Here is a 22,834-nt window from a genome sequence, read left to right as displayed (position 1 = left end):
ATCCTTTCCTAATTCTTTTTGATCCCGGTATGGCCAAAGCCGCCTTCTCCTCGCTGACTTTCACTTAAACTCTCTACTTCATTCCACTCTATTGTATTAACCTGCTGAATTATCAGCTGGGCTATTCTATCATTAAAATTGACATTAAAGTCTTCAGTCCCATGGTTAATTAAAATAACTCCAACTTCTCCGCGATAACCGGAATCAATTACTCCATCAGCATTTAAAACTGTAACACCTTTTTTTAAAGCTAGACCACTGCGCGGATATACAAAAGCTGCATAACCTCTGGGAACAGCAATTTTAAGACCTGTTTTTATTAATTTGTATTCTCCACTTTTGATTGTTAGTTCTTCTGCTGCATGCAGATCCAGACCGGCATCTTCGCCAAAATGCTGGTATTTTGGTAATTCAATATCCTTATTGACCTTTTCTACTTTAATTTCCATTAGCATCATCCTTTATTTTGTATTGTAAACCAGTTTGAGAACTTATCTGATAGTTATCATTATAAATTAGATCTTCTATTTTGACAAATTGATAATCCTGCTTTAGAGTTGGAATGATTTCACTTAGTATCTCTACAATATTCTCTGAATTATTATGAAAAAGTAGGATATCTCCTGAGTTAATATTCTTTATAACCCGCTCAACTATATATTCTCGGCCGGGATCCATCCAGTCATGAGAATCAAGGCTCCACTGAACCACCTGATAGCCAAGTTCTCTTGCTGTTTTGATTACTAAGTCATTATACTCACCATAGGGTGGTCTAAAAAGTTTAAGTCCAGTTTCAGAGTTTTGATACTGCTTAATTATTGCCTCAGTTTTCTGAAGCTCTTCTATTATTTCATTTTTAGTTAAATTATTAAAATGAGAATGGCTGTAGGAATGATTATAAATCTGATGTCCAGCAGCTAAAATTTTCTGAACTAGATCTGGATTATTCTGCAGCCAGATGCCGGCAAAGAAAAATGAAACACTAATATCTTCTTTTTTAAACAGTTCCAGCAGAGCTTCAGTCTGATTGCTGCCCCAGGCTCCATCAACTGTGAGAGTAATTTTATGATCATTTCTATCTACCTGATAAATTGGAACCAGTCTTCGGGAGCTGTAATTGCTCCTAAAGTTATTTTGAGCCAGAACAGAACTACTGGAAAATATTATTATTATTATTATAAAAAAATAAGCCAGCTTCTTTTTAAAAAGCTGGAAAGTTTCGGCTGAACAAGATAGCAAAATCTTCACCCCTATTCTACAAAAACATGATCGCCAATTTTAGTTATTACTCTTCTACCTTCAAAAAAACTAACTCGAGTAGCTGTTCGAGGGTTGTAAAAATAAAGAGCTCCATTTGTTGGATCACTGCCGTTTAGTGCCTCTCTTGCTGCTCTATAAGCAGTCTGATTTGGTGTCAGATTAATCTGACCATCGCTAACTGCCGAAAACTGCCCTCCCTGATATATAACCTGGGCAAAGGTATTTGGGAATTGACGGCTTAAGACTCGATTAATGATTACAGCAGCCACAGCAACCTGACCAACATAGGGTTCTCCCCTGGATTCACCATAGATAGCTCGAGCTAAAAGATCAAGCTCCTGTTTGCTGACCCTGTGGTTCAATATCTGATGAGAAGTTAAATTATGAATCGGAAGTCTAATTTTTTCTCCACTGCGCAAATAACTATTATCTTTATCGTTAAGGGCTAAAATTGTCCCAATGGTAGTACTAAAATCTCTCGCCAGATCATAAAGAGTGTCACCGGGTCCAACATAATAATCTATAATTTTATCCTCTGGTATCTTGTCAATATCAGGGGCCTGATGACCGGGGTTAATTCTGGCAGCATAGTGAGTATTAATCGAAAAAGAAAGTTCTTCTTTGCGAGTTTTGAAATCACTAAATAGTGTCTCTGTTTCTTTTTGATCCTTCTTAACTAGCTTCTTAGGGATAACCAGTTCATCACCCATTTTAATATCTGCCAGATTAGAAATGTTATTTTCAGCTTTTAACTGCTCTATCTCAACATCATAATCAGCAGCAATCTCAGAAAGTGTATCACCCTGCTGAATGACATAGATTAAACTTAGACTGGGAGCAGCATTAACAGCAGTAGAAAATATAAGGATAGCGGCTAAAATTAAAAAGTATTTTGTAAATATTTTTGTATTAGTCATATTTTAAACTCCATTATTCTCTAATTTTTTTATAATTTCTTTTTGATTGATTTCGAAGACCGGACATCCTGTCGGAATTGAATCTAAAAACTTCTGTCCATAAGATCTACTTTTAACTCTCCGGTCAAATAGAATAATATAACCAGAATCTTTTTTGGAGCGGATTAATCTTCCAAAACCCTGCCTGAACTTAATTACCGCCTGAGGTAGAGCAAGATTATAGAAAGGGTTAAGACCTTTTGCTTTTAAGAGATCTTCTTTTGCCTGATACAGCGGCTCACCAGGAACAGGAAATGGAAGTTTAACCATCACCAGATATTTCAGCAGATCCCCAGGTAAATCTACTCCTTCCCAGAAGCTTGAAGTCCCAAAAATTATTGTTTTATATTCACTGTGAAATTCCTGCATAATATAATTTCGGGATAATTTTGACTGTGACAATATTCTAATCCCCATCTCTTCCAGCTCTGCTTTTAAGTTGTTATAACAGTAGCTGAGCATACGATAGGAGGTAAATAAAACCATCGTTGAGCCCTGAGTTTTAGAAATAATTTCTTTGAGGCTGACCACAAGTTCCTTAAGAAAACTTTTACTGCCTGGATCTGGAAAATCCACTGGAATCAAAAGTTCTGCCTGTTTTGAATAATCAAAAGGTGATTCCACCTTAAGCTCTTCCGCTTTAGATATCCCGGTTTCGCGGTAAAAATAATCAAAAGAGCCGGCAGCTGTAATTGTAGCAGAAGTAAAGATGATATTCGTTAATTTTGACCAAATCATATCCGGCAGAAATTTTCCAGCATCAATCGGAGCTGATTTCTGCACAGTCTGTTCAGAGCCTCTATAGTAGCTCGACTCCAGCCAGAAAACATAATCATCATCTTCAGCCTTTAAATTGAATTCTATACGTTTTATTAAATCCTGACAGCGATTTAAACTGGATTTGATTTTCATTTCACTCTCATCTGTCTCTGCTTCCAGACCAAGATATAAATTTTCGTAAATGATCTGCAGAAAAGAAAAATCGTTTTTTAAATAAGCAGCCAGATCCTGGGCAGTCTGATAGAATTCCTGCCATTTAGGATTGCTTTTTAATTTATCATCAACTGTAATCTTTTTATCCTTATAATCAGAAATCAAATCCTTGAGTTCATTAAAATACTGAGGAATTAAATCTCTTATTTTTTGGGTTGTAGGAATTATTCTTTTATCTAAAATTTCCCGCAGCCTTTTTTGATCAGAATCAACAGTAAAGGCAATATCTTCTCTAATTTCTGACAGTAATGATTTTTTGTCTCCACTCAGTCTTTTAAGCCAGTTATCCAGCAGGGGCTGATAAAGCGGGTAGCCCAGATGATCAGTTGCAATTTCGCCAATATTGTGAGCCTCATCAATAATTAGATGATTAAAATTGGGTAAAATACCTCGGTCAACAGAACCTGTATCCTCTTTTACTCTTGCATCAGACAATAAAAGATGGTGATTGACAATTAAAATATCAGCCTTATATATTTTCTTTCTGGCCTGCATAAAAAAGCAGTTAGCATAAAAGGGGCAGGATGTCTTTAAACAGAGATCACTTTCGGCAGCAATCTGATTCCAGACCTTATTTTTCAGCTGAAAATTAATTTCGCTTTTTTCTCCACTTTCAGTCTGCTTTTTCCACTCATTTAGCTCGCTAAAAATTTTCTCGTCTATTTCAAGCTCGTTGTTATCAAAATTCTTTTTAAAATTTTTGAATTTCCTCAGGCAGAGATAATTATTTCTCCCTTTAACTAAAACTGCATTAAAATCAAAATCAAGCACCCGCTGTAAGGTAACTAAATCTTTATTAATCAGCTGTTCCTGAAGATTAATTGTATTTGTCGAAACCACTATTCTAGCCTGATTTAAATCATTATAAAAAAGAGCAGGTATTAAATAGGCAAAAGATTTTCCAGTCCCGGTACCAGCCTCAATGAAATCAAATTGGTGCTGATTAAATGAATCGATAATTTTTTCAGCTGTAAGCAGCTGTTCTTTTCTTTCCGAAAAACCTTTTAATTCACCGGCTAATTTCCCCTCTTTTTTAAAATAACTTAAAACTTCCTCTTTATCTAATTTTTTCTTTTCTTTTTTTGTTCCTGCTTCAACTACAACATAAATTTGATCAGCCTGATTATTTATAATCGCAAAACCAATTTCTCTGGCTGCCATTTTTGCTGCCAGTCTAATATCAGCTGCAGAAGGTGTCAGGTCTCCAGAAGGATGATTGTGAATAACCATTTCTCCAGCCATTAAATTATTAATAACTGCAGGTGCCGAATAACTGTTGCCTCTGGCCAGCACTTCAAACTCTTCAATGATATTTTTATTATTTAATTGAGCTCTAATAAAAATTTCATTCCCAGCTGCTGTCTCTATTTCTTTTTTTATTTCTTTGCCAACTTCTAATAACATTTCAGCACTAGCAGACAACTTTAGTCCTCCCTTAATTCTTTTAATAAAATAAGATCATCATCTCTATCTTTATCAAACTGAGGTGTTTCCAGAATAAATACCTTATCCTTTAATTGAGGATGGTTAATTAATCTTTTAAAAGCTTCACTACCAATTTTGCCTTCTCCAATATGAGCATGCTCATCTTTATTTGTACAGCAGTCATATTTGGAATCATTGAGGTGAATTACTTTCAACTTATTAAGTCCAATCAGCTCATTAAAATCACTAATTAGTTCTTCTAAACCAGATTTTTCTTTTAGATTATATCTGGCTGTAAAAGCATGACAGCTGTCAATACAAATTCCCAATCTTTCAGGATAATCGACCCGGTCAATAATTTCTTTTAGCTGATTAAAGTCTGCACCAATACCTGTACCGGCACCGGCAGTATTTTCTAAAAGAATCATAGTCTCTGATTTTACTTCAGCTAAAATTTCATTTAAAGCCTCTGCAATTCTCGCAATTCCTTTTTTCATTCCGGATCCTGTATGGCTGCCTGGATGAAAAATCAGGTATTCAGCTCCGAGTCTGTCACAGCGCTGATATTCAGACTTAAGAGCTGAAATTGATTTTTCCCATAATTCATCTTTTGGAGATGCCGGATTGATCAGGTAAGCAGCATGAACTACAACTGGATTAATCTTATATTTTTTTCTTTCCGCCCTGAATTCTTCTGCTTCTGCTGCATCAACTTCGCGCATTTTCCAGCCGCGAGGATTCTTAACAAAAATCTGCATTGAATTACAGCCAATATCAGCAGCTCTTTTAAAAGCTTTATCAAGGCCGCCAGCTATAGAAACATGTTTACCTAAAATCATTTAAAAGTCATCTCCATTTATTTATAATTCAGCTTTATTTCAGCTTACTCTTTATCTTCCAGTTCTTTTTTAGCATCTTTTAGAGATAAATTAATTCTATCCTGATTATCTATTTCAATAACTTTTACAGGAATTTCATCTCCTACAGAAAGCATATCTCCAACTTCTTTTACATGGTGATCAGCTAATTTGGAAATGTGCACTAAACCTTCTTTGTTAGGCAGAATTTCTACAAAGGCACCAAAGTTCATGATTCGCTTAACCTTACCCTGATAGATTTTTCCTACCTCTACTTCTTCAGTCAGGCGCTCAATCATTTCTTTTGCTTTCTGTCCACCTTCCTGATCCTCTGTCATAATTTTAACCAGACCGTCATCTTCAATATCAATATCGGCTCCAGTTTCATCAATAATCTTATTGATCATCTTACCACCAGGACCGATAACAAATCTGATCTTTTCTGGATCAATGTTCATGGTAATGATTGCAGGAGCATTTTCGGATAATTCTGGACGAGGTTCTGGTATTACATCCAGCATTTTACCCATAATATGCATTCTACCTTTTTTAGCTTTTTCTAATGCTTCTTTTAAGACTTCAGAAGATAGACCTTTTAATTTCATATCCATCTGTAAGGCTGTAATTCCATCTTTAGTTCCAGCAACTTTAAAGTCCATATCACCATGGAAGTCTTCAAAACCCTGAATATCAGATAAAACAACAATCTCATCATCTTTTTTCATTAGTCCCATAGCAATACCTGCAACAGGTGCTTTGATTGGAACACCAGCAGCCATTAAGGCTAAACTACTACCACAGATACTTGCCTGAGATGAAGATCCATTAGACTCAAGAACCTCAGATACAATTCTGATTGTATAAGGGAAATCTTCTTCAGATGGAATAACAGGCAGTAAAGCTTTTTCACCTAAAGTACCGTGTCCAATTTCTCTTCTTCCTGGTGAGCGCATTGGAGATGTTTCACCAACACAGAAAGATGGGAAGTTGTAGTGGTGCATATAGCGTTTGGTCTCATTTTCACCGAGTCCAAATATAGTTTGCTCATCTCTGGCTGATCCTAAAGTTAAAACACTTAAAGCCTGTGTTTCACCTCTGGTGAAAATTCCAGAACCGTGAGCTCTTGGTACAAAATCAACTTCTGCCCAGATAGGTCTGATTTCATCATAATCTCTGCCATCAGGACGAACTCCATCATCAATGATTAAGCTCTTAACAGACTTTTTAATCATTTTTTCAAAAGCTAATTCAAGCTGATCATTAATCTCTTCATCTTCATCAGGATTAATTGCAGTTTTAAGCTCTTCCTTCAACTCATCCAGCCTCTTATTTCTCGGCTTCTTATCCTGAATCTGAATTGCTTCTTTCATTTTTTCTCCAAGAATTTGGTCAACCTGTTCCTGAATCTCATCGTCTACAGTTGGAGATTCAAAAGGCATCTTTTCTTTACCTGCTTCTTCTCTGATATCTTCCTGCAGAGCGATAAACTTTTTAATCTCTTCATGGGCAGCATCCATTGCTTCTAAGATCTTTTCTTCACTTACCTCATTAGCACTGGCTTCTACCATCATAATAGCATCTTTGCTTCCTGCTACTACCAGATCAAGGTCACTATTTTCTCTTTCCTCTTCATTTGGATTGATAACAATTTCTCCATCAACTAAACCAACTTTTACTCCTCCGATTGGCCCAGCGAAAGGAATATCAGATAAAGTTAGAGCAACAGAAGCTCCGTTTAAAGCAAGTACTTCTGGATCATGATCATCATCTACAGATAAAATAGTAGCAACTATCTGTACATCGCGTCTGTAACCATCTGGAAATAATGGTCTGATAGAGCGGTCAATTACTCTAGCAGCTAAAGTAGCTTCATCTCTAGGTCTTCCTTCTCTTCTCATAACACTTCCAGGAATCTGACCGATTGCATAAACTCTTTCCTCATAGTTAACCATTAAGGGAAAATAGTTCATTCCTGGTCTTGGATCATCCATAGTTGCTGTAACTAAAACCTGTGAGTCACCACAGCGGACTACTACTGATCCGTTGGCCTGTTTGGCCACCTTACCGGTCTGTAAATTAAATTCGTCACCGGCATAATCAATTGTCCATTCTTTCATATTTTTTCCTCCTTATTCAAATAAAGAGCGGGGATTGCCCCGCTCTTTTAGTATGCATTATTAACCGCGAATTCCTAATTTGGAAATAAGTTCACGATAACGCAGAACATCATTATTTTGTAAGTATCTTAATAACTTTCTTCTTTTACCAACCATCTTTAAAAGACCTCTTCGTGAATGATGATCATTCTTGTGGTCTTTTAAGTGTTCAGTTAACTCAGCAATTCTTGCAGTTAAAAGAGCAACCTGGACTTCAGTAGAACCAGTATCACCTTCTTCTAACTGATATTCCTTAATAATATCTTGCTTTTCTTCTTTACTTAACATAAAAAATTCACCTCCTGTGAAATTAATTCGCCACAGGCCAAGAAGACGTCGGAGAGTCGAAATCCTAGCCAGCGGTAATTTAAAACTTTCTTTATAATTTTAACATAAAAGCTCGCGTGTGTAAAGAATATCTTGCTCCATCTGCTCAATTAATTCTTCTGTATTTTTAAAATCTATTTCACTTCTAATAAAATCAATAATATCTACACACAATCTCTCACCATAAAGATTATCCTCAAAATCTAAGATATAGACTTCAAAAGAAATCTTTTGATTATTAAAAGTAGGATTATAACCCAGATTAGCTGCACCAATATATACCTGATCCTGATGGTGAACTTTAACAGCATATACTCCTTCGGGGGGGAGAGCGTAATTAGTTTCCAGACTTAAATTTGCTGTTGGAAAACCCAATTTTCTACCTCTTTTTTTTCCGTGCACCACCTGACCACAGATTTGATATGGGCGTCCGAGCAATTTTTTGGCTTTTTTAATTCTACCCTTTTTAAGCAGATTCCTGATTCTTGTACTTGAAATCCGATCATCACTGGCGTGGAGCTGAGAAATAATCTTTGCCTGATAACCGTGCAGTTCTCCCATCTTTTTTAGAATTTCAACATTACCTTCATTTTTATAAGCAAAGCGAAAATCATCGCCAACAACCACCGTATTTACTTTAATTTTATTGAGCAGAATATTATTAATAAACTCTTCCGCCCGCATTTTTGCAAACTGCTGGGTAAATTTCTGTTCAAAATAATAATCAACACCCATTTCCTCCAGAACAGAAATTTTCTGCTGGCGTGAGACTATAGATGGTGGTGGGGTTTTACCAGGAATAATCTCCAGGGGATGAGGATGAAAAGATAAAACTGCAGCCGGGTAATTATTATTTTTTGCTTCTTTAATCGCCTGATTAATAATCAGCTGGTGGCCTTTATGTAAACCATCAAACGCTCCAATGGCAAGACAGGTATTTCGGTCTTTAAATTTATTATATTTATCACTTGTTATAACCTGCATATTATTTCCTCCAAAACTAGATAAAAACTTTATGTGGTTGATAGATATGATAATCATCTTCAAGCTGATGCTGGCTAATTGCTAGAAATTCACCAGATTCCGAAAAAAGAAGAAAATATTCGCCCACAGCAAGCTCAATATCAGATTCCACAAAATTTTCTTTGATTAGATAATTTCCATTTTCAGCCCGCTGATATTCTTCATCTTTAATAGTATAGCGGGGTAAATTAAGCGGTTCATAAGACTTAAGCAGGATTTCCTGACCCTGATTTTCAATCTCTTCGTAGCTGACAGAATCTTCAAGCTTAAAAGGCCCGGACTTTGTTCGGAGCAGAAAAGTCATCACAGCATTGGTATTTAATTTGTCCCCAATATCCCTCACAAGTGAGCGAATATAAGTTCCCCTGGAAACTTCAGCGCGAAAACGAATTAAGGGCAGATTAATTTCAAGGAGCTCCAGGTCAAATATTTCTATCTCTCTGCTTTCTCTTTCTACCACAATTCCTCTCCGGGCAAGCTGATAGAGTCTTTTGCCCTGATAATGAAGAGCCGAATACATCGGTGGAACCTGCTGCTGTTTGCCTTTAAAGCTCATAACAGCTGCCTTCACTTCGTCCTCTGAAAGATGATTCCAGTTTACATCTTCTCTGATAACTTCACCTTCTAAATCAAGGGAATCAGTTCTGGAACCCAGCTTCAGCTCACAAATATATTCTTTGCGGCTGTCATCAAGAAAGGGAATTGTTTTTGTAGCCTTACCGAAACAGACTCCTAAAACTCCGGCGGCTGCAGGATCTAAAGTTCCCGTATGGCCGGCCTTTTTTTCATCCAGCAGCCAGCGCAGACTTTTAATTAAGGCAAATGAAGAAATCCCGGGCGGTTTCAAAATATTAGCAGTACCGTTAAACATATTTTTTCGCTGCCTCAACCACAGAATCGATTGTCTCTTCTAAAGTCTTTTCGACTGTTGCTCCGGCAGCCCTTGGATGACCACCGCCGTCAAATTCGGCCGCCAGTTTATTGACTTCTGCATAAAAGTTGGAACGAAGACTTACTTTGATTTCTTTTTCTTCTTCCTCAGTAAATAAAATTCCAATTTCAACTTCTTCTATATCTCTGGCCAGACTGACCAGACCTTCAGTATAGTCAGTCTCAGCTTCATGCATCATCTGGCGGCTGACATAAAGCCAGGCAATTTTCCCGTCTTCGCTTCGGTTAAGGGTAGCCAGTGCCAGCCCCTTTAAAATTAGAGCCCTGTAGCTTAAACTGCCAAATACTTTCTTGTTAATTTTATAAATATCCACACCAGCATCCATCAGTTCAGCCAGAATTCTTAAAACTCTGGAACTTGTATTTTCATAGCGAAGAGCTCCGGTGTCAGTTATTATTGCCGTAGCGAGGGGTTCGGCAATATTTAAAGGTAGATCTTCCCCTATGATTTCAGCAGCAAAATTATAAACAATCTCACCAACAGCAGCCCGATCAGCTTCTACAAGATTAATTTTACCAAAAAGACTGTTGTCTTCATGGTGATCAATATTTATAATATACTGAGCTGAATCTATTAATTCCTGGTCCAAATCCACTCTTTCTAAAGTACCTGAATCCAGGGTGATTAATATAAATTCTTCTGCTTTCATCTCTTCTTTTAATTTCTCTGAATCAGTATAAAAGAAATCCTCTTTAACTCCCAGAAAAGAAAAAGGAGCCAGAGTATCTCGATTCAGATAGGCTCTGGCTGTTTTCATTTCCCTTTTTAGTAATCGGGTTAAAGCAGTCACTGATCCGATACTGTCACCATCAGCTCCAACATGGCCGACGACTAGAAAATTATCATTTTCATTTATAATTTTAATGATTTCTTTAATTTCTTTCTGCATCAGAGTCAGACTCCTTTATCTCTCCTGATTCTTTAAGATCTTTAATTATTTCAGAAATATGAACTCCATTTTCAATAGAATCATCATAACGGAAAATAATCTCAGGTGTATGATGAATTTTAATTCTTTCACCGACAAGTTTGCGTACAAAACCCTGAGCCTGCTGCAGACCTTCCAGGGTTTCTTCCTTTTCTTTATCAGTTCCATAAACACTGATAAAGACTTTAGCATGTCTTAAATCACCACTCACCTCAACATCAGTCACAGAGACAAAACCAATTCTTGGGTCTTTCATTTCTCTTAAGACAATTTGACTGATTTCTTCTTTCAACAATTCTCCAACTCTTATTGCTCTTTTATTTGTCACTTTACCTCACCTCTATAAGGATCTTTTAATCTCCTTATAAGTATAGAATTCAATGATATCTCCAACTTTGATATCATTATAATTTTCGATTCCAATTCCACATTCATAACCAGATTTAACTTCTCTTACATCATTTTCGAATCTCTTGAGAGAAGAAATTGTTCCTTCGTGAATAACTACTCCATCTCTAATTAAACGAGCATCGTAGTTGCGGTTCACATGACCATCTGTAATATATGCACCAGCAATTATGCCGACATCAGGCACCTTAAAGGTATCTCTAACTTCTGCTCTACCGGTGACTTCTTCTCTTAACTCAGGATCGAGCAGTCCGGCCATCGCATCTTTGATATCTTCTAGAGCTTTATAAATTACTCTATAAGTTCTAATATCAACCTTTTCTTTTTCAGCAGCTTTTAAAGCATTATTATCAGGTCTTACATTAAATCCAATAATGATAGCATTAGAAGCACTGGCCAGGTTAACATCAGTTTCATTAACTCCACCAACACCAGTATGAATTACATTAACAGTAACTTCATCTGTACCAAGTCTCAACAGTGAAGCTTTAAGTGCCTCAATTGATCCCTGTACATCTGCCTTAATAATAATATTAAGTTCTTTAACTTCACCTTCCTGGATCTGCTTGTACAGATCATCTAAGGAAACCTTAGCATCAGATTTTAGCTCAGCCTGTCTTTTTTCATCCTGACGGTCAGAAGCAACATCTCTAGCCTGTCTTTCGTCTTCTAAAACCTGAACAAAATCTCCAGCATCAGGCACCTCATTAAATCCAAGTACCTCAACCGCTGATGATGGTCCGGCTTCATCCAGGGAATCACCATATTCATTGAACATTGCTCTAACACGACCGGAGGTTAAACCAGCAAGTAGTGGATCTCCAACCTTTAGAGTTCCATTCTTAACCAGCACAGTTGCTACAGGCCCCCTGCCTTTATCAAGCTCAGCTTCAATAACTATACCTTCAGCCAGACGGTTAGGATTGGCCTTTAATTCTTCCATCTCTGAAACCAGGATGATCATTTCTAAAAGTTCACCTATATTCTGTTTCTGCAGTGCAGAAACATTAACACAAATTGTATTTCCACCCCAGTCTTCAGGAACAAGGCCATATTCTGTTAGCTCCTGCTTAACCCGTTCCGGCTGAGCATTCGCCTTATCAATTTTATTAATTGCTACAATGATCGGAATTCCAGCTGCCTTAGCGTGGTTGATTGCCTCTTCAGTCTGGGGCATAATTCCATCATCAGCTGCTACAACTAAAATTGCAATATCAGTAATCTGGGCTCCTCTTGCTCTCATAGCTGTAAAAGCTTCGTGACCTGGTGTATCAATAAAGGTAATTTTCTTGTTATCTACCTCAGCCTGATAGGCACCTATATGCTGGGTGATTCCACCAGCTTCACTTCCGGCCACTCTACTTTCTCTAATTACATCTAAGAGAGTAGTTTTCCCGTGGTCAACATGACCCATTACTGTGACAATAGGAGGTCTAACTTCTAAGTCTTCCTCTCTATCTTCAATTTCTGGTCCAACTCTTAAAGAAGCTTTTTCTTCTTCCTCAGACTTGAACTTAATTTTAACACCAATTTCTTCAGCCAGTAACTCCAGAGTATCTTCATCTAAACTCTGATTTACACTGGCCATTACTCCCATGTTCATTAATTCGACAATTAAATTATTAGGAGCCTGACCAATCTCTTCAGCAAATTCTTTAACTGTAATCGGGGTTTCGATTTCTACTGCATCTTCCTCAATTTCCTCTGCTTCATTTTCCTCAGCTTCTGCTTCTACTTCAGATTCAGCCTGTTCAGCTGCTTCTGCAGCTTTTTCTGCCTCTTCTTTGCTTTTTTCAGCTTCAGCTTTAACAGCTTCCTTATGTGCTTCTTTGTTTTCTTCAGCAGTATTATCACCTGCATACATACCCTTTACAAGTTCTGCTGTTTCGTCAGTTATCGTACTCATATGACTTGATACATCAATATCAAGATCATTTAATAATTCAATTACTTCCTTACTATCCATATCCAGCTCATGAGCCAGATTATATACTCTAATTTTTGCCATACTTGCACCTCCAAAATATTCTGCTGTTAGTTAATCATGTTTAATCTCCTCCGAAATTTTTTCATAAATTTCATCAGAAATATCTTTCCTAAGTGCCTTTTTCAAAACACCTTTTTCTACTGCTTTATCTAAACAATCCATATTAGGACAGAGGTAAGCACCTCGACCAGGGGTTCTCCCACCTGGATCAACTAAAATATCTCCTTTATTATTTACCACTCTTAAAAGTTCAATCTTGTCTCTTCTGGCACCACAACCTACACATTGACGAATAGGACTTCTACTCTGCAATCTCAATCCTCCTTAAGATTTTTGGTTTATTTGATAAATTTAATCCAGTTTTTCAAGCTCTTCAGCATCTTCTTCAGCTTGAATGTCAACTTGATTATCAGATTCAGCCTCTTCAGCTGTTTTTTCAGTCACTGTTTCAGTTTTATCCAATTCAGTATCTTTTTCTGTTTCTTCAAATTCATCTAAACTTTCTGCAAGCTCAGCAGCACTCTGTTCTATTTCTTCAATGTTTTCAGGTTCTGCTTCAATTTCAGACTCTTTTTTAATATCAACTTTCCAGCCGGTTAATTTTGCAGCCAGACGAGCATTCTGTCCTTCTTTTCCAATTGCCAGCGAAAGTTGAAAGTCTGGAACTACCACTTCAGCAATTTTATCAGACTTATTAATATTGACACTTACTACCTCAGCCGGATTTAAAGCATTAGCAACAAATACCTCAGGATTATCATCCCACTTTACAATATCAATTTTTTCGTTATTTAACTGATCCACAACTGCCTGAACCCTCATACCTTTTGGGCCAACACAGGCTCCAACAGGATCAACCTGACTGTCAGAACTGCTTACTGCCATTTTTGAACGCTGACCGGCTTCTCTGGCCACAGCTTTTATTTCTACAAGTCCCTGGAAAATTTCTGGAACTTCAATCTCAAAAAGCCTTTTTAAAAGACCAGGATGAGTTCTGGAAACCAGAATTCTTGGACCTTTATTTGTAGTACTTACTTCAACTACATAAAGCTTAATTCTTTCACCGATTTCATATCTTTCACCAGCAATCTGCTCAGAAGGCGGCAGTAAAGCTTCTGTCTTACCCATATCAATCAGGATATTATCATTATGAAAACGCTGAATTGTACCTGTTATCAGGTCATCTTCTTTTTCCTTATATTGATCAAAAATTACATCTCTTTCTGCTTCTCTGATCCTCTGCATTACAACCTGTTTTGCTGTCTGGGCTGCAATTCTACCAAAGTTTGCAGGTGTAACCTCAATCTCAACAATGTCTCCAATATCATACTTACTGTCTATATTTTCAGCTTCAGTTAAAGATATCTCACTATTTTTATTTTCAACTTCTTCCACAACTTCTTTGCGAGAATAGACTTTAACTTCTCCAGCTTCTGCAGAAATTTCAATTCTAACATTATCTTTAGAACCAAAATCCTTTTTATAAGCAGAAACTAAAGCTGTTTCAATGGCCTCCAATAATACATCTTTAGATATACCTTTATCTTTTTCTATATCATCCAGGGCCTGAATGAATTCTACATTCATATTTTTCCCCCCTCAATTTTAAATTTCAAAAGTTAAATTAGCTCTTGCTACCAGACTGTAGTCAATCGATATTTCCTGATCATCATCTAAAATTAATGTGATTTGATCATCTGCAAATTCCTTTAAAGTTCCTATGAATTCTTTTTCACCATTAATTTTTTTGAAAGTTTTAACTGCGATTAATTCTCCCCTAAAACGTTCAAAATCCTCTTCCGTTTTAAGAGGTCTTTCCAGCCCGGGTGATGAAACCTCTAATATATAACTTTTATCGATTGGATCTTCTTCATCCAGAATTATACTCAAGGATCTGCTGACCTTTTCACATTCTTCTATAGTTAAATCACCATCTTTATTTTCTAGAAAAATACGTAAAACCCAATCACTACCTTCTTTTAAAAACTCAACATCAATCAGATTTAAATCTTCACTATGGGCAATAGGAAGCACAAAATCGGTTACTGTTTCAGCAACTTTTCCCAAATAAAACACCCCTCTTCCTTAAATATTTAATTTTATTTTTCTCAAAAATTACCTAAACTATAATAAAAGAGTGGGAAGACATCCCCACTCCTAAAATCAACATTAGTATTTATCAGAACTCTTTCCTCTATAATTCTATCACAGCTTATTTAGACTTGCAAGTTTTAAATGGTACCGGGTACTTGGAAACTCTTGGAAAATATTGAAACTATCATTTAAACAATCAGCATCCGAAGATCAACCGAACAGTACCAGGTCCAAAACGGCCGTTTTGGACCTGGTACCAAAGGTTTTAAAACAGAGACAGCTGATTTCGTTCCGGCATTCCCTCCAGTGAGCCGTGCTCTCTTAAAACTTCAATTACCGTAGAAGTTAGAGAAGTTCGGTTTGATAACTCTTCGATCGAAGTAAAATCTGATTTTTGCCTTTCAAGAACAACACTTTCGGCAGCACTTCCACCCAGCCCCTGGAGGCTGATTAGTGGTGCTAAAAGTTTATTCTCCTCTTTTTTAATAAAGCGGTCAGTTTCAGATTCATAGATATCAACCGGCAAAAACTCAATTCCTCTCATCATAGCTTCCAGTACAATTCTTAAAACAGTAAGGGTTCCACTTTCTTTCGCTGTCATATCATTACCTAGAGCTTCCAGCTCTTCAATCTTATTAACTACCCTTTCTCTGCCATTACAGGCAAGCTGGGCATCAAAATCATCAGCTTTAATTGAGAAATAAGCAGTATAAAAGGCAGCAGGATGGTGAACTTTAAAATAAGCAATTCTGTAAGCCATTGTTACATAGGCGGCAGCATGTGCCTTGGGGAACATGTATTTAATCTTTTTACAGGAATCAATATACCAGTCAGGCACATTATTTTCCCGCATTGCCTGCTCTTCTTCTTCAGTCAGCCCTTTACCTTTACGAACATGCTCCATAATCCAGAAAGCTGTTGAAGGCTCAACCCCACGCTGAAGTAAATAGTTCATAATATCATCTCGAACTGAGATAACTTCTGCCAGTTCTGCTTTGCCATCTCTAATTAAATCCTGAGCATTATTTAACCAGACATCAGTACCGTGAGAAAGTCCACTTATCCGAACCAGTTCTGCAAAAGTGGTCGGTCTGGTATCTCTGAGCATCTGCTGAACAAAAGAAGTACCAAACTCAGGTATTCCTAAAGTACCAATATCAGTTCCTAGCAGTTCTGGGTCAACACCTAAAATTTCTGTATCAGAAAAAATGCTCATTGTATCCGGATCATCGAGGGGAATATCCTGAGGTTCAATCCCTGTCATATCCTGCAGCAGTCTTAGTGAAGTCGGATCATCGTGCCCGAGTAAATCGAGCTTTAAAATCCGGCCACTGATCGAATGGTAGTCAAAGTGAGTAGTTCTAATATCAGTATCCTGATCATTAGCCGGATGCTGAATCGGGCTGAAATCAAATATTTCGTTGGCCTTGGGAACAATCATCAGCCCCCCTGGATGCTGTCCGGTAGTCCTGCGAACTCCAGTACAGCCGGCTACCAGTCGATCAATTTCTGCTCTTTTGACCTCCATACCTTTATCATCAAGATAATTTTTGACAAAACCAAAAGCAGTACGGTCTGCAATTGTAGAAATTGTACCTGCTTTATATACATAGTCTCTACCAAAGAATTCTTCTGTATACTTATGAATCTTACCCTGGTATTCACCAGAAAAGTTTAAATCGATATCAGGTACCTTGTCTCCTTTAAAGCCCATAAAGACTTCAAATGGTATATCAAAACCATCTTTTATATATTCAGTTCCACAGTGGGGACAGACTTTATCGGGTAAATCAACTCCGGTTCCAATTGAGCCGTCAGTAATAAATTCATGTTTGGAGCACTGAGGACAGCGGTAGTGTGGCGGCAGCGGGTTAACCTCTGTAATTTCGGTCATAGTTGCCACAAAAGAAGAACCAACAGAGCCTCGCGACCCTACCAGATATCCATCTTCAAGTGATTTTTTAACCAATTTATGGGCGATTAAATAAATAACCGCAAAACCATTTTCAATAATTGAAGAAAGCTCCTTTTCCAGCCTGTCAATCACTAATTGAGGCAGCTCTTCTCCGTAAAATTCGTGGGCCCGCTCATAGGACATCTGGCGAATTTCAGCCTCTGCTCCTTCAATTTCTGGAGTAAATAGACCGTCAGGTATTGGTTTGATCTTATCGATCTTAGCAGCGATTTTATTGGGGTTTTCAACTACAATTTCTCTTGCTGTTTCCTCGCCAAAATAGGCAAATTCATTGAGCATTTCTTCAGTAGTTCGATAATAAATTGGCGGCTGCTGATCAGCATCATTAAAACCCTGACCTGTCTGTAAGATTTCTCTAAAAATACTGTCTTTAGGATCCAAAAAATGAGCATCTGTGGTTGCTACAACAGGTTTATTTAATTCCTGACCGAGCTGATAAATTTTACGGTTAATTTCTTTGAGATCATCTCTGGAATTTACCTTATCTGGAATTAAAAATTGATTATTGCCCAGAGGCTGCAGTTCAAGATAATCATAGAGTTTTGCTATTTTTTTGATTTCATTTCGCGGCCTGTTGTTTACAAATGCTTTATATATCTGACCTGCCTCACAGGCCGAACCGATAATCAGTCCCTCTCTGTGCTGAAGAAGTACACTCTTTAAAATTCTTGGTTTTTTATAAAAATTATTTAAATGAGAAATTGAAATCAACTTATATAGATTTTTAAGTCCCTTTTTATTCTCAGCCAAAATCACAGCATGAAAAGGACGCAAATCCTTCCAGTCTATTTTAGAAATATAACTGTTAATCTGATTTAAATTGTCAGAACCATCAGCCTTAATAATTTCCAGAAGCTTAGATAGCACTTCTGCTGTTGCAGCTGCATCATCCAGAGCTCGGTGGTGGTTTTCTAAATCAACACCAAAATATTTGGCAAGTGTGTTCAGCTTATGATTTTTGCTGTCTTTAACCAAAGCTCTTGCCAGCCCCAGAGTATCAAGTACTGTATAGTCATCTTTTTTGATTTCTAATTTTTCGAGTGCTGTGCGAATGAAACCATAATCAAAATCTGCATTATGAGCTACCAGTACACCATCTCCAGCAAAATCAACAAAATCATTAATTACAGTTTTTAGATCAGGAGCATCAGCAACCATTCTATCATTTATTCCTGTAATTTCAGTAATCTTAGCAGGAATTTTTACTCCCGGATTGATAAATGATTTAAATTCATCAATTTTTTCTCCATTTTTTATCTTCACAGCACCAATTTCAATTATTTCGTGCTGGGAAGGATTTAAACCGGTGGTCTCTAAATCAAAAACAATAAATTCTGTCTGATCTATAGCTGAAGGATAGGGATTGTTAATGATTGGCTCACCATCATCAACCAGATAGGCTTCAACACCATAGATGATTTTTACGCCATGTTTTTCCCCGGCCGAATAAGCATCAGGAAAAGCCTGAACAACTCCATGATCTGTGATCGCAATTGCCTGATGGCCCCAGTCTCCAGCCCTTTTTACTACATCTTTAACATTAATAACAGAATCCATGGCGCTCATCTGAGTGTGCAGGTGAAGTTCAACTCTTTTTTCTTCAGCCTGATCCTGTCGTTTTTCTTTTTCTACAGGTACCAGATCATTAAACATAATCCCCCATTCTTTACTGTAGGGGTCAAAAGTCACTTTACCTCTGATTTTTAAGTGCTGTCCTTTAGCTAAACCATCTAAAAAATCATCTTTTTCGTCAGTAAAAGTTTTAGCAGAAATAGAGCTGTCATAGTCTGTAATCTTTAAAATATAAAGATAGCTTCCCTTTCGTGTTTGGCGGACATCTATATCAAATAAATCTGCCTCTACAATAACAGAAGGGATTTCAGTATCTAAATCGACTAGATCATGAGTTTTTTGTCCTCTGATTACCCGTCCATAGCGGTCTTTATTTTTTCTGCTTTTGCGTTTAGAAGATCCTGAACCTCCCTTTGAGTAGTTTTGAGATGGAGGAGCAGTTCTTTCTGAACGCTGCTTAAACTTAGTCGGATCAGCCTTTTCTTCTATTTCAGGTAAGAAATCTCCATTATGGATACTGACTTTTTTTATTTCCCCAATATATTTGCTAATATTATTTTCCAGAAAACTAATAACCTTTGGCTGAGCCAGCTTTTTCTGGGCCATTTTTGTTTCTACTTTAATTTTTAATTCCTGCTCTTCTAAAAAAAGCTGAGCTCTTTTTAACCAGTTATTAGAAAAAGAAAAGTAGACCTCAAAATTTTTAATTATTTGAGGCCAGATCAAAAACAGCTCTTCTTCTAATGATAAATCAGTTACCATTTTTAACTGAAAATCATTTTTGTTGAAAGCTATTTTCTTTTTTATTTCAGATTCTGCCGCAGCAGAATGCTCATTATCTGCAATACAATAGATAGTCTTTTCTTCCTGGTTATATACTAAATATCTATATAGATTTGAATTTTCTCTTAAGATTACTGCCTTTGTCATTAAATACTCCTTCCAGATGAAAAATCAAAACTTAAGAGATCTCTGCAAACAGCTTTTCGACCTCTGCTTCCAGATTATCAAGTTCAATTTCTAATTTACTATTATTCTCTCTGATCATTGCTTCTACCACACCATTTTCTAAAGAACGAGAACCAATTGTTAGCCGTAGCGGAATTCCAATCAATTCAGAATCATTGAATTTAACTCCAGCTCTCTCATCACGATCATCAATTAAAACTTCCCATCCCTGAGCTTTTAAATTCTGATATATTTCTTCCGATTTTTCCTGAACCAGGTCGTCATTACCGAGAGGAAGTATAATTATCTGATAGGGAGCAATTGCCTTCGGCCACTTAATTCCATACTGATCATTGTTCTGCTCAATTGCCGCCGCAACCAGTCGGGTAATACCAATTCCGTAACTTCCCATTACTATTGGCTGTGCTTTTCCATTTTCATCAAGATAATTGGCACCCATATTTTCACTGTATTTAGTTCCCAGTTTAAAAATATGGCCAACTTCAATTCCATCTTTGATATTTAACTTACCCTGGTCACATTTTGGGCATCTCTCTCCACCTCTTACTGAACGAAGATCTGTAAATGCCTCTACTTCAAAATCTCTACCGGCTTTAACATTTTTTAGGTGGTAATCTTTTTCATTTGCTCCAACTATTGCTCCCGACATATTTTTAAGACGCTGATCGGCAACAATTCTTACTTTATTCAGATCTACAGGACCAATAAATCCGGCAGTACTGTTAAAGAGTTCTGCAAATTCTTCCTCTTCAGCTGCCCGCAGTTCATTTGCCTGCAGATAATTTGTTAATTTAATTTCATTTAATTCATCTTCTCCAGAAACAAGAGCTAAAACAGCCTCCCCATCAGCCACCATAGCAACTGCCTTAATCATTTTAGCAGCAGGAACTTCAAGATATTCCTCCAGTTCACTAATAGTTTTTATCTCAGGAGTATGTATTTTTTCTACTTCTGCTTCAACCTCAAAGTCTATATCAGTTTTTTTAGAAGTAGCCCTTTCTACATTGGCTGCATAGTCACAGTGGCTGCAGAAAGCTATCTCATCTTCACCGGAATCAGCCAGCACCATAAATTCGTGAGAATCTTTTCCTCCCATTGCACCGGTATCTGCTTCAACTGCTACAGCTTCCAGGCCGCATTCTGCAAAAATTCGCTCATAAGCATCAAACATTGCCTGATAACTTTTGTCCAGACCCTGATAGTCAATATCAAGACTGTAGGCATCTTTCATTATAAATTCTCGACCCCTCATCACACCAAAACGGGGTCTGATTTCATCTCTAACTTTAGTCTGAATCTGATATAAGTTTAAAGGCAGGTCTTTATATGATCTAACTTCATCTCGGACCAGGTCTGTAACAACTTCCTCGTGAGTTGGTCCCAGACAGTATTCCCGGGCCTTACGATCATTAAACTTGATCATCAAAGGTCCAAATTTATCCCAGCGTTTAGAATCCTTCCAGATTTCAGAAGTCTGCATGATAGGCAGCAGAACTTCCTGGGCTTCACTCATATCCATATGCTTTCTGGTGATTTTTTCTATTTTTTTGATCACCCGATAACCTAAAGGTAGATAGGAATAAATTCCTGAAGAATGTTTTCTCATCATTCCTGCTCTTAACATTAATTTATGACTGATAACCTCAGCTTCTGCAGGATCTTCCTTTAAAGTTGGTAAATATAATTTTGACATGCGCATCCTAATCACTCCTATTTCTAATCTATAGATATTATTTATTTTTTAGCAGCTGTCTAATTAAAATAACTTAAAGTTTATTAATTTCTTTCATCAATTCTTCTAATAATTGATCTTCTTTTACTTTTTTGATAATCTTTCCTTCTTTAAAGATCAAACCTTCTTCTATTCCACCAGCAACCCCAATATCGGCTTCTTTTGCCTCACCCGGACCATTAACCGCACAGCCCATTACTGCAACGGTAATTTCCTTATCGATTTTCATCAGCTCTTTTTCAACTTTTTCTGCGAGAGCAATCAAGTCAATATTGGTTCGGCCGCAGGTAGGACAGGAAATAATTTCTACTCCCTTTTTTCTGAGCTCAAGTGATTTTAAAATCTGCCAGCCGACTCTTACTTCCTCAACAGGATCACCGGTCAATGAAACCCTCAGTGTATCACCATAACCCTGAGTTAGCAGCGCTGCAATTCCTGCAGCTGATTTAATCGTTCCCCGCCAGGGTGTTCCCGATTCTGTAATCCCAATATGGAAGGGATAGTCAACTTTCTCAGCCATCAATCTATAAGCCTCAATTGTTGTCGGAATATGGCTTGATTTTAGTGAAATTACTATATCCTTAAAATTATTTTCTTCCAGAATTTTTACATTTCTTAAAGCACTTTCAACCATCGCCTCAGCAGTTGGCCCACCGTATTTTTGCAGCAGTTCTTTTTCAATTGAGCCGGAGTTACTGCCAACTCTGATTGGAATCTGCTTTTCTTTACAGGCAAGTGCAACTTCCTTAACCCGCTGATCACTTCCTATATTACCCGGGTTAATCCGCAGTGCATCCACTCCATTTTCAACCGCCATTAAAGCCAGCCGGTAGTCAAAATGTATGTCAGCAACGAGTGGTATATTTATTTCTGCTTTTATTTTCTCAAGTGCCTGAGCAGCTTTTTGATCCGGTACAGCGACTCGAATAATCTCACAGCCAACTGCCTCCAGCTTTTTAATCTGGTCTACAGTCGCCTCAACATTTTCAGTTTTAGTGTTACACATAGACTGTACAGAAACCGGTGATTCTCCACCAACCGGCTGCTCAGCAAAATTAACAAGCCTGGTCTTTCTTCTATTATACATAATTCACCTCTTAATAATTAAGCTTAATTAAATAAAATGATTGCACTGCGAAAAGTCTAAAATAATTCAAAAAATAAAAATCTTAAAAATTAAATACTGGTATTAGGACATCTGTCCGGTGATATCTAAAGAA

General features: G+C 37.2%; 18 protein-coding genes. All 18 read right to left on the bottom strand.

What is annotated here, in order from left to right; genetic code table 11:
- Positions 1-8: 8 nt before the first annotated feature.
- Positions 9-449 (bottom strand): dUTP diphosphatase, encoded by a 441-nt coding sequence (dut, locus tag C8C76_RS02475; RefSeq protein WP_108138336.1) that lies wholly within the window; start codon positions 447-449, stop codon positions 9-11.
- On the bottom strand, positions 439-1,239 hold the full coding sequence (locus C8C76_RS02470) for a polysaccharide deacetylase family protein (RefSeq protein WP_258222408.1): 801 nt from the start codon (positions 1,237-1,239) through the stop codon (positions 439-441). The genes dut and C8C76_RS02470 overlap by 11 nt, the downstream gene beginning before the upstream one ends.
- A gap of 11 nt (positions 1,240-1,250) precedes the next feature.
- Positions 1,251-2,177, bottom strand: coding sequence for a cell wall hydrolase (locus C8C76_RS02465; RefSeq protein ID WP_108138334.1), 927 nt, complete (start codon positions 2,175-2,177; stop codon positions 1,251-1,253).
- A 3-nt stretch (positions 2,178-2,180) separates the two neighbouring features.
- On the bottom strand, positions 2,181-4,631 hold the full coding sequence (locus C8C76_RS02460) for a helicase C-terminal domain-containing protein (protein WP_108138332.1): 2,451 nt from the start codon (positions 4,629-4,631) through the stop codon (positions 2,181-2,183).
- A gap of 2 nt (positions 4,632-4,633) precedes the next feature.
- A complete protein-coding gene (locus C8C76_RS02455; RefSeq protein WP_108138330.1) occupies positions 4,634-5,473 on the bottom strand; it encodes a deoxyribonuclease IV in 840 nt (279 codons plus the stop codon).
- 44 nt (positions 5,474-5,517) lie between these two features.
- A complete protein-coding gene (locus C8C76_RS02450) occupies positions 5,518-7,608 on the bottom strand; it encodes a polyribonucleotide nucleotidyltransferase (protein WP_108138328.1) in 2,091 nt (696 codons plus the stop codon).
- A gap of 60 nt (positions 7,609-7,668) precedes the next feature.
- On the bottom strand, positions 7,669-7,935 hold the full coding sequence (rpsO, locus tag C8C76_RS02445) for a 30S ribosomal protein S15 (protein ID WP_108138326.1): 267 nt from the start codon (positions 7,933-7,935) through the stop codon (positions 7,669-7,671).
- Between the two features lie 99 nt (positions 7,936-8,034).
- On the bottom strand, positions 8,035-8,958 hold the full coding sequence (locus C8C76_RS02440) for a bifunctional riboflavin kinase/FAD synthetase (protein WP_108138325.1): 924 nt from the start codon (positions 8,956-8,958) through the stop codon (positions 8,035-8,037).
- Between the two features lie 16 nt (positions 8,959-8,974).
- Positions 8,975-9,868 (bottom strand): tRNA pseudouridine(55) synthase TruB, encoded by an 894-nt coding sequence (gene truB / locus C8C76_RS02435; protein WP_108138323.1) that lies wholly within the window; start codon positions 9,866-9,868, stop codon positions 8,975-8,977.
- Positions 9,861-10,838 carry a DHH family phosphoesterase gene (locus C8C76_RS02430; protein ID WP_108138321.1) on the bottom strand — a complete coding sequence of 326 codons (978 nt, stop codon included), beginning with the start codon at positions 10,836-10,838 and terminating at the stop codon, positions 9,861-9,863. Before C8C76_RS02430 ends, truB begins: the two co-directional genes overlap by 8 nt.
- Complete coding sequence (rbfA, locus tag C8C76_RS02425; protein ID WP_108138319.1) at positions 10,822-11,205, bottom strand: 30S ribosome-binding factor RbfA; 384 nt, start codon at positions 11,203-11,205, stop codon at positions 10,822-10,824. The genes C8C76_RS02430 and rbfA overlap by 17 nt, the downstream gene beginning before the upstream one ends.
- Before the next feature lie 12 nt (positions 11,206-11,217).
- Complete coding sequence (gene infB / locus C8C76_RS02420) at positions 11,218-13,293, bottom strand: translation initiation factor IF-2 (RefSeq protein WP_108138317.1); 2,076 nt, start codon at positions 13,291-13,293, stop codon at positions 11,218-11,220.
- A gap of 30 nt (positions 13,294-13,323) precedes the next feature.
- Positions 13,324-13,584, bottom strand: a complete 261-nt coding sequence (rnpM, locus tag C8C76_RS02415; protein ID WP_108138315.1) for an RNase P modulator RnpM — start codon at positions 13,582-13,584, stop codon at positions 13,324-13,326.
- A gap of 39 nt (positions 13,585-13,623) precedes the next feature.
- Entirely contained in the window at positions 13,624-14,859 is a 1,236-nt protein-coding gene (gene nusA, locus C8C76_RS02410; protein WP_108138313.1) for a transcription termination factor NusA, read from the bottom strand.
- Between the two features lie 18 nt (positions 14,860-14,877).
- Positions 14,878-15,348: a ribosome maturation factor RimP gene (gene rimP, locus C8C76_RS02405; RefSeq protein WP_108138311.1), complete on the bottom strand. Its 471-nt coding sequence runs from the start codon at positions 15,346-15,348 to the stop codon at positions 14,878-14,880.
- A gap of 283 nt (positions 15,349-15,631) precedes the next feature.
- Complete coding sequence (locus C8C76_RS02400) at positions 15,632-19,843, bottom strand: PolC-type DNA polymerase III (protein WP_108138309.1); 4,212 nt, start codon at positions 19,841-19,843, stop codon at positions 15,632-15,634.
- A 31-nt stretch (positions 19,844-19,874) separates the two neighbouring features.
- Positions 19,875-21,581: a proline--tRNA ligase gene (locus tag C8C76_RS02395; protein WP_108138307.1), complete on the bottom strand. Its 1,707-nt coding sequence runs from the start codon at positions 21,579-21,581 to the stop codon at positions 19,875-19,877.
- A gap of 67 nt (positions 21,582-21,648) precedes the next feature.
- Positions 21,649-22,701, bottom strand: a complete 1,053-nt coding sequence (gene ispG, locus C8C76_RS02390; RefSeq protein ID WP_108138305.1) for a flavodoxin-dependent (E)-4-hydroxy-3-methylbut-2-enyl-diphosphate synthase — start codon at positions 22,699-22,701, stop codon at positions 21,649-21,651.
- Positions 22,702-22,834 lie beyond the last annotated feature (133 nt).

It is taken from the genome of Halanaerobium saccharolyticum (genome assembly GCF_003053565.1).
Classification (GTDB): Bacteria; Bacillota; Halanaerobiia; order Halanaerobiales; family Halanaerobiaceae; genus Halanaerobium; species Halanaerobium saccharolyticum_B.
The sequence above is the reverse complement of the archived record's forward strand: the minus strand, read 5'-3'. Positions and strand labels throughout refer to the sequence as shown.

Excerpts from the sequence above, each read along its gene's own strand:
- rpsO (WP_108138326.1), bottom strand. The coding sequence starts at position 7,935 with ATGTTAAGTAAAGAAGAAAAGCAAGATATTATTAAGGAATATCAGTTA.
- truB (WP_108138323.1), bottom strand. The coding sequence starts at position 9,868 with ATGTTTAACGGTACTGCTAATATTTTGAAACCGCCCGGGATTTCTTCA.
- ispG (WP_108138305.1), bottom strand. The coding sequence starts at position 22,701 with ATGTATAATAGAAGAAAGACCAGGCTTGTTAATTTTGCTGAGCAGCCG.
- C8C76_RS02450 (WP_108138328.1), bottom strand. The coding sequence starts at position 7,608 with ATGAAAGAATGGACAATTGATTATGCCGGTGACGAATTTAATTTACAG.
- C8C76_RS02430 (WP_108138321.1), bottom strand. The coding sequence starts at position 10,838 with ATGCAGAAAGAAATTAAAGAAATCATTAAAATTATAAATGAAAATGAT.
- C8C76_RS02440 (WP_108138325.1), bottom strand. The coding sequence starts at position 8,958 with ATGCAGGTTATAACAAGTGATAAATATAATAAATTTAAAGACCGAAAT.
- infB (WP_108138317.1), bottom strand. The coding sequence starts at position 13,293 with ATGGCAAAAATTAGAGTATATAATCTGGCTCATGAGCTGGATATGGAT.
- C8C76_RS02465 (WP_108138334.1), bottom strand. The coding sequence starts at position 2,177 with ATGACTAATACAAAAATATTTACAAAATACTTTTTAATTTTAGCCGCT.
- C8C76_RS02455 (WP_108138330.1), bottom strand. The coding sequence starts at position 5,473 with ATGATTTTAGGTAAACATGTTTCTATAGCTGGCGGCCTTGATAAAGCT.
- dut (WP_108138336.1), bottom strand. The coding sequence starts at position 449 with ATGGAAATTAAAGTAGAAAAGGTCAATAAGGATATTGAATTACCAAAA.
- C8C76_RS02395 (WP_108138307.1), bottom strand. The coding sequence starts at position 21,581 with ATGCGCATGTCAAAATTATATTTACCAACTTTAAAGGAAGATCCTGCA.
- nusA (WP_108138313.1), bottom strand. The coding sequence starts at position 14,859 with ATGAATGTAGAATTCATTCAGGCCCTGGATGATATAGAAAAAGATAAA.
- C8C76_RS02400 (WP_108138309.1), bottom strand. The coding sequence starts at position 19,843 with ATGACAAAGGCAGTAATCTTAAGAGAAAATTCAAATCTATATAGATAT.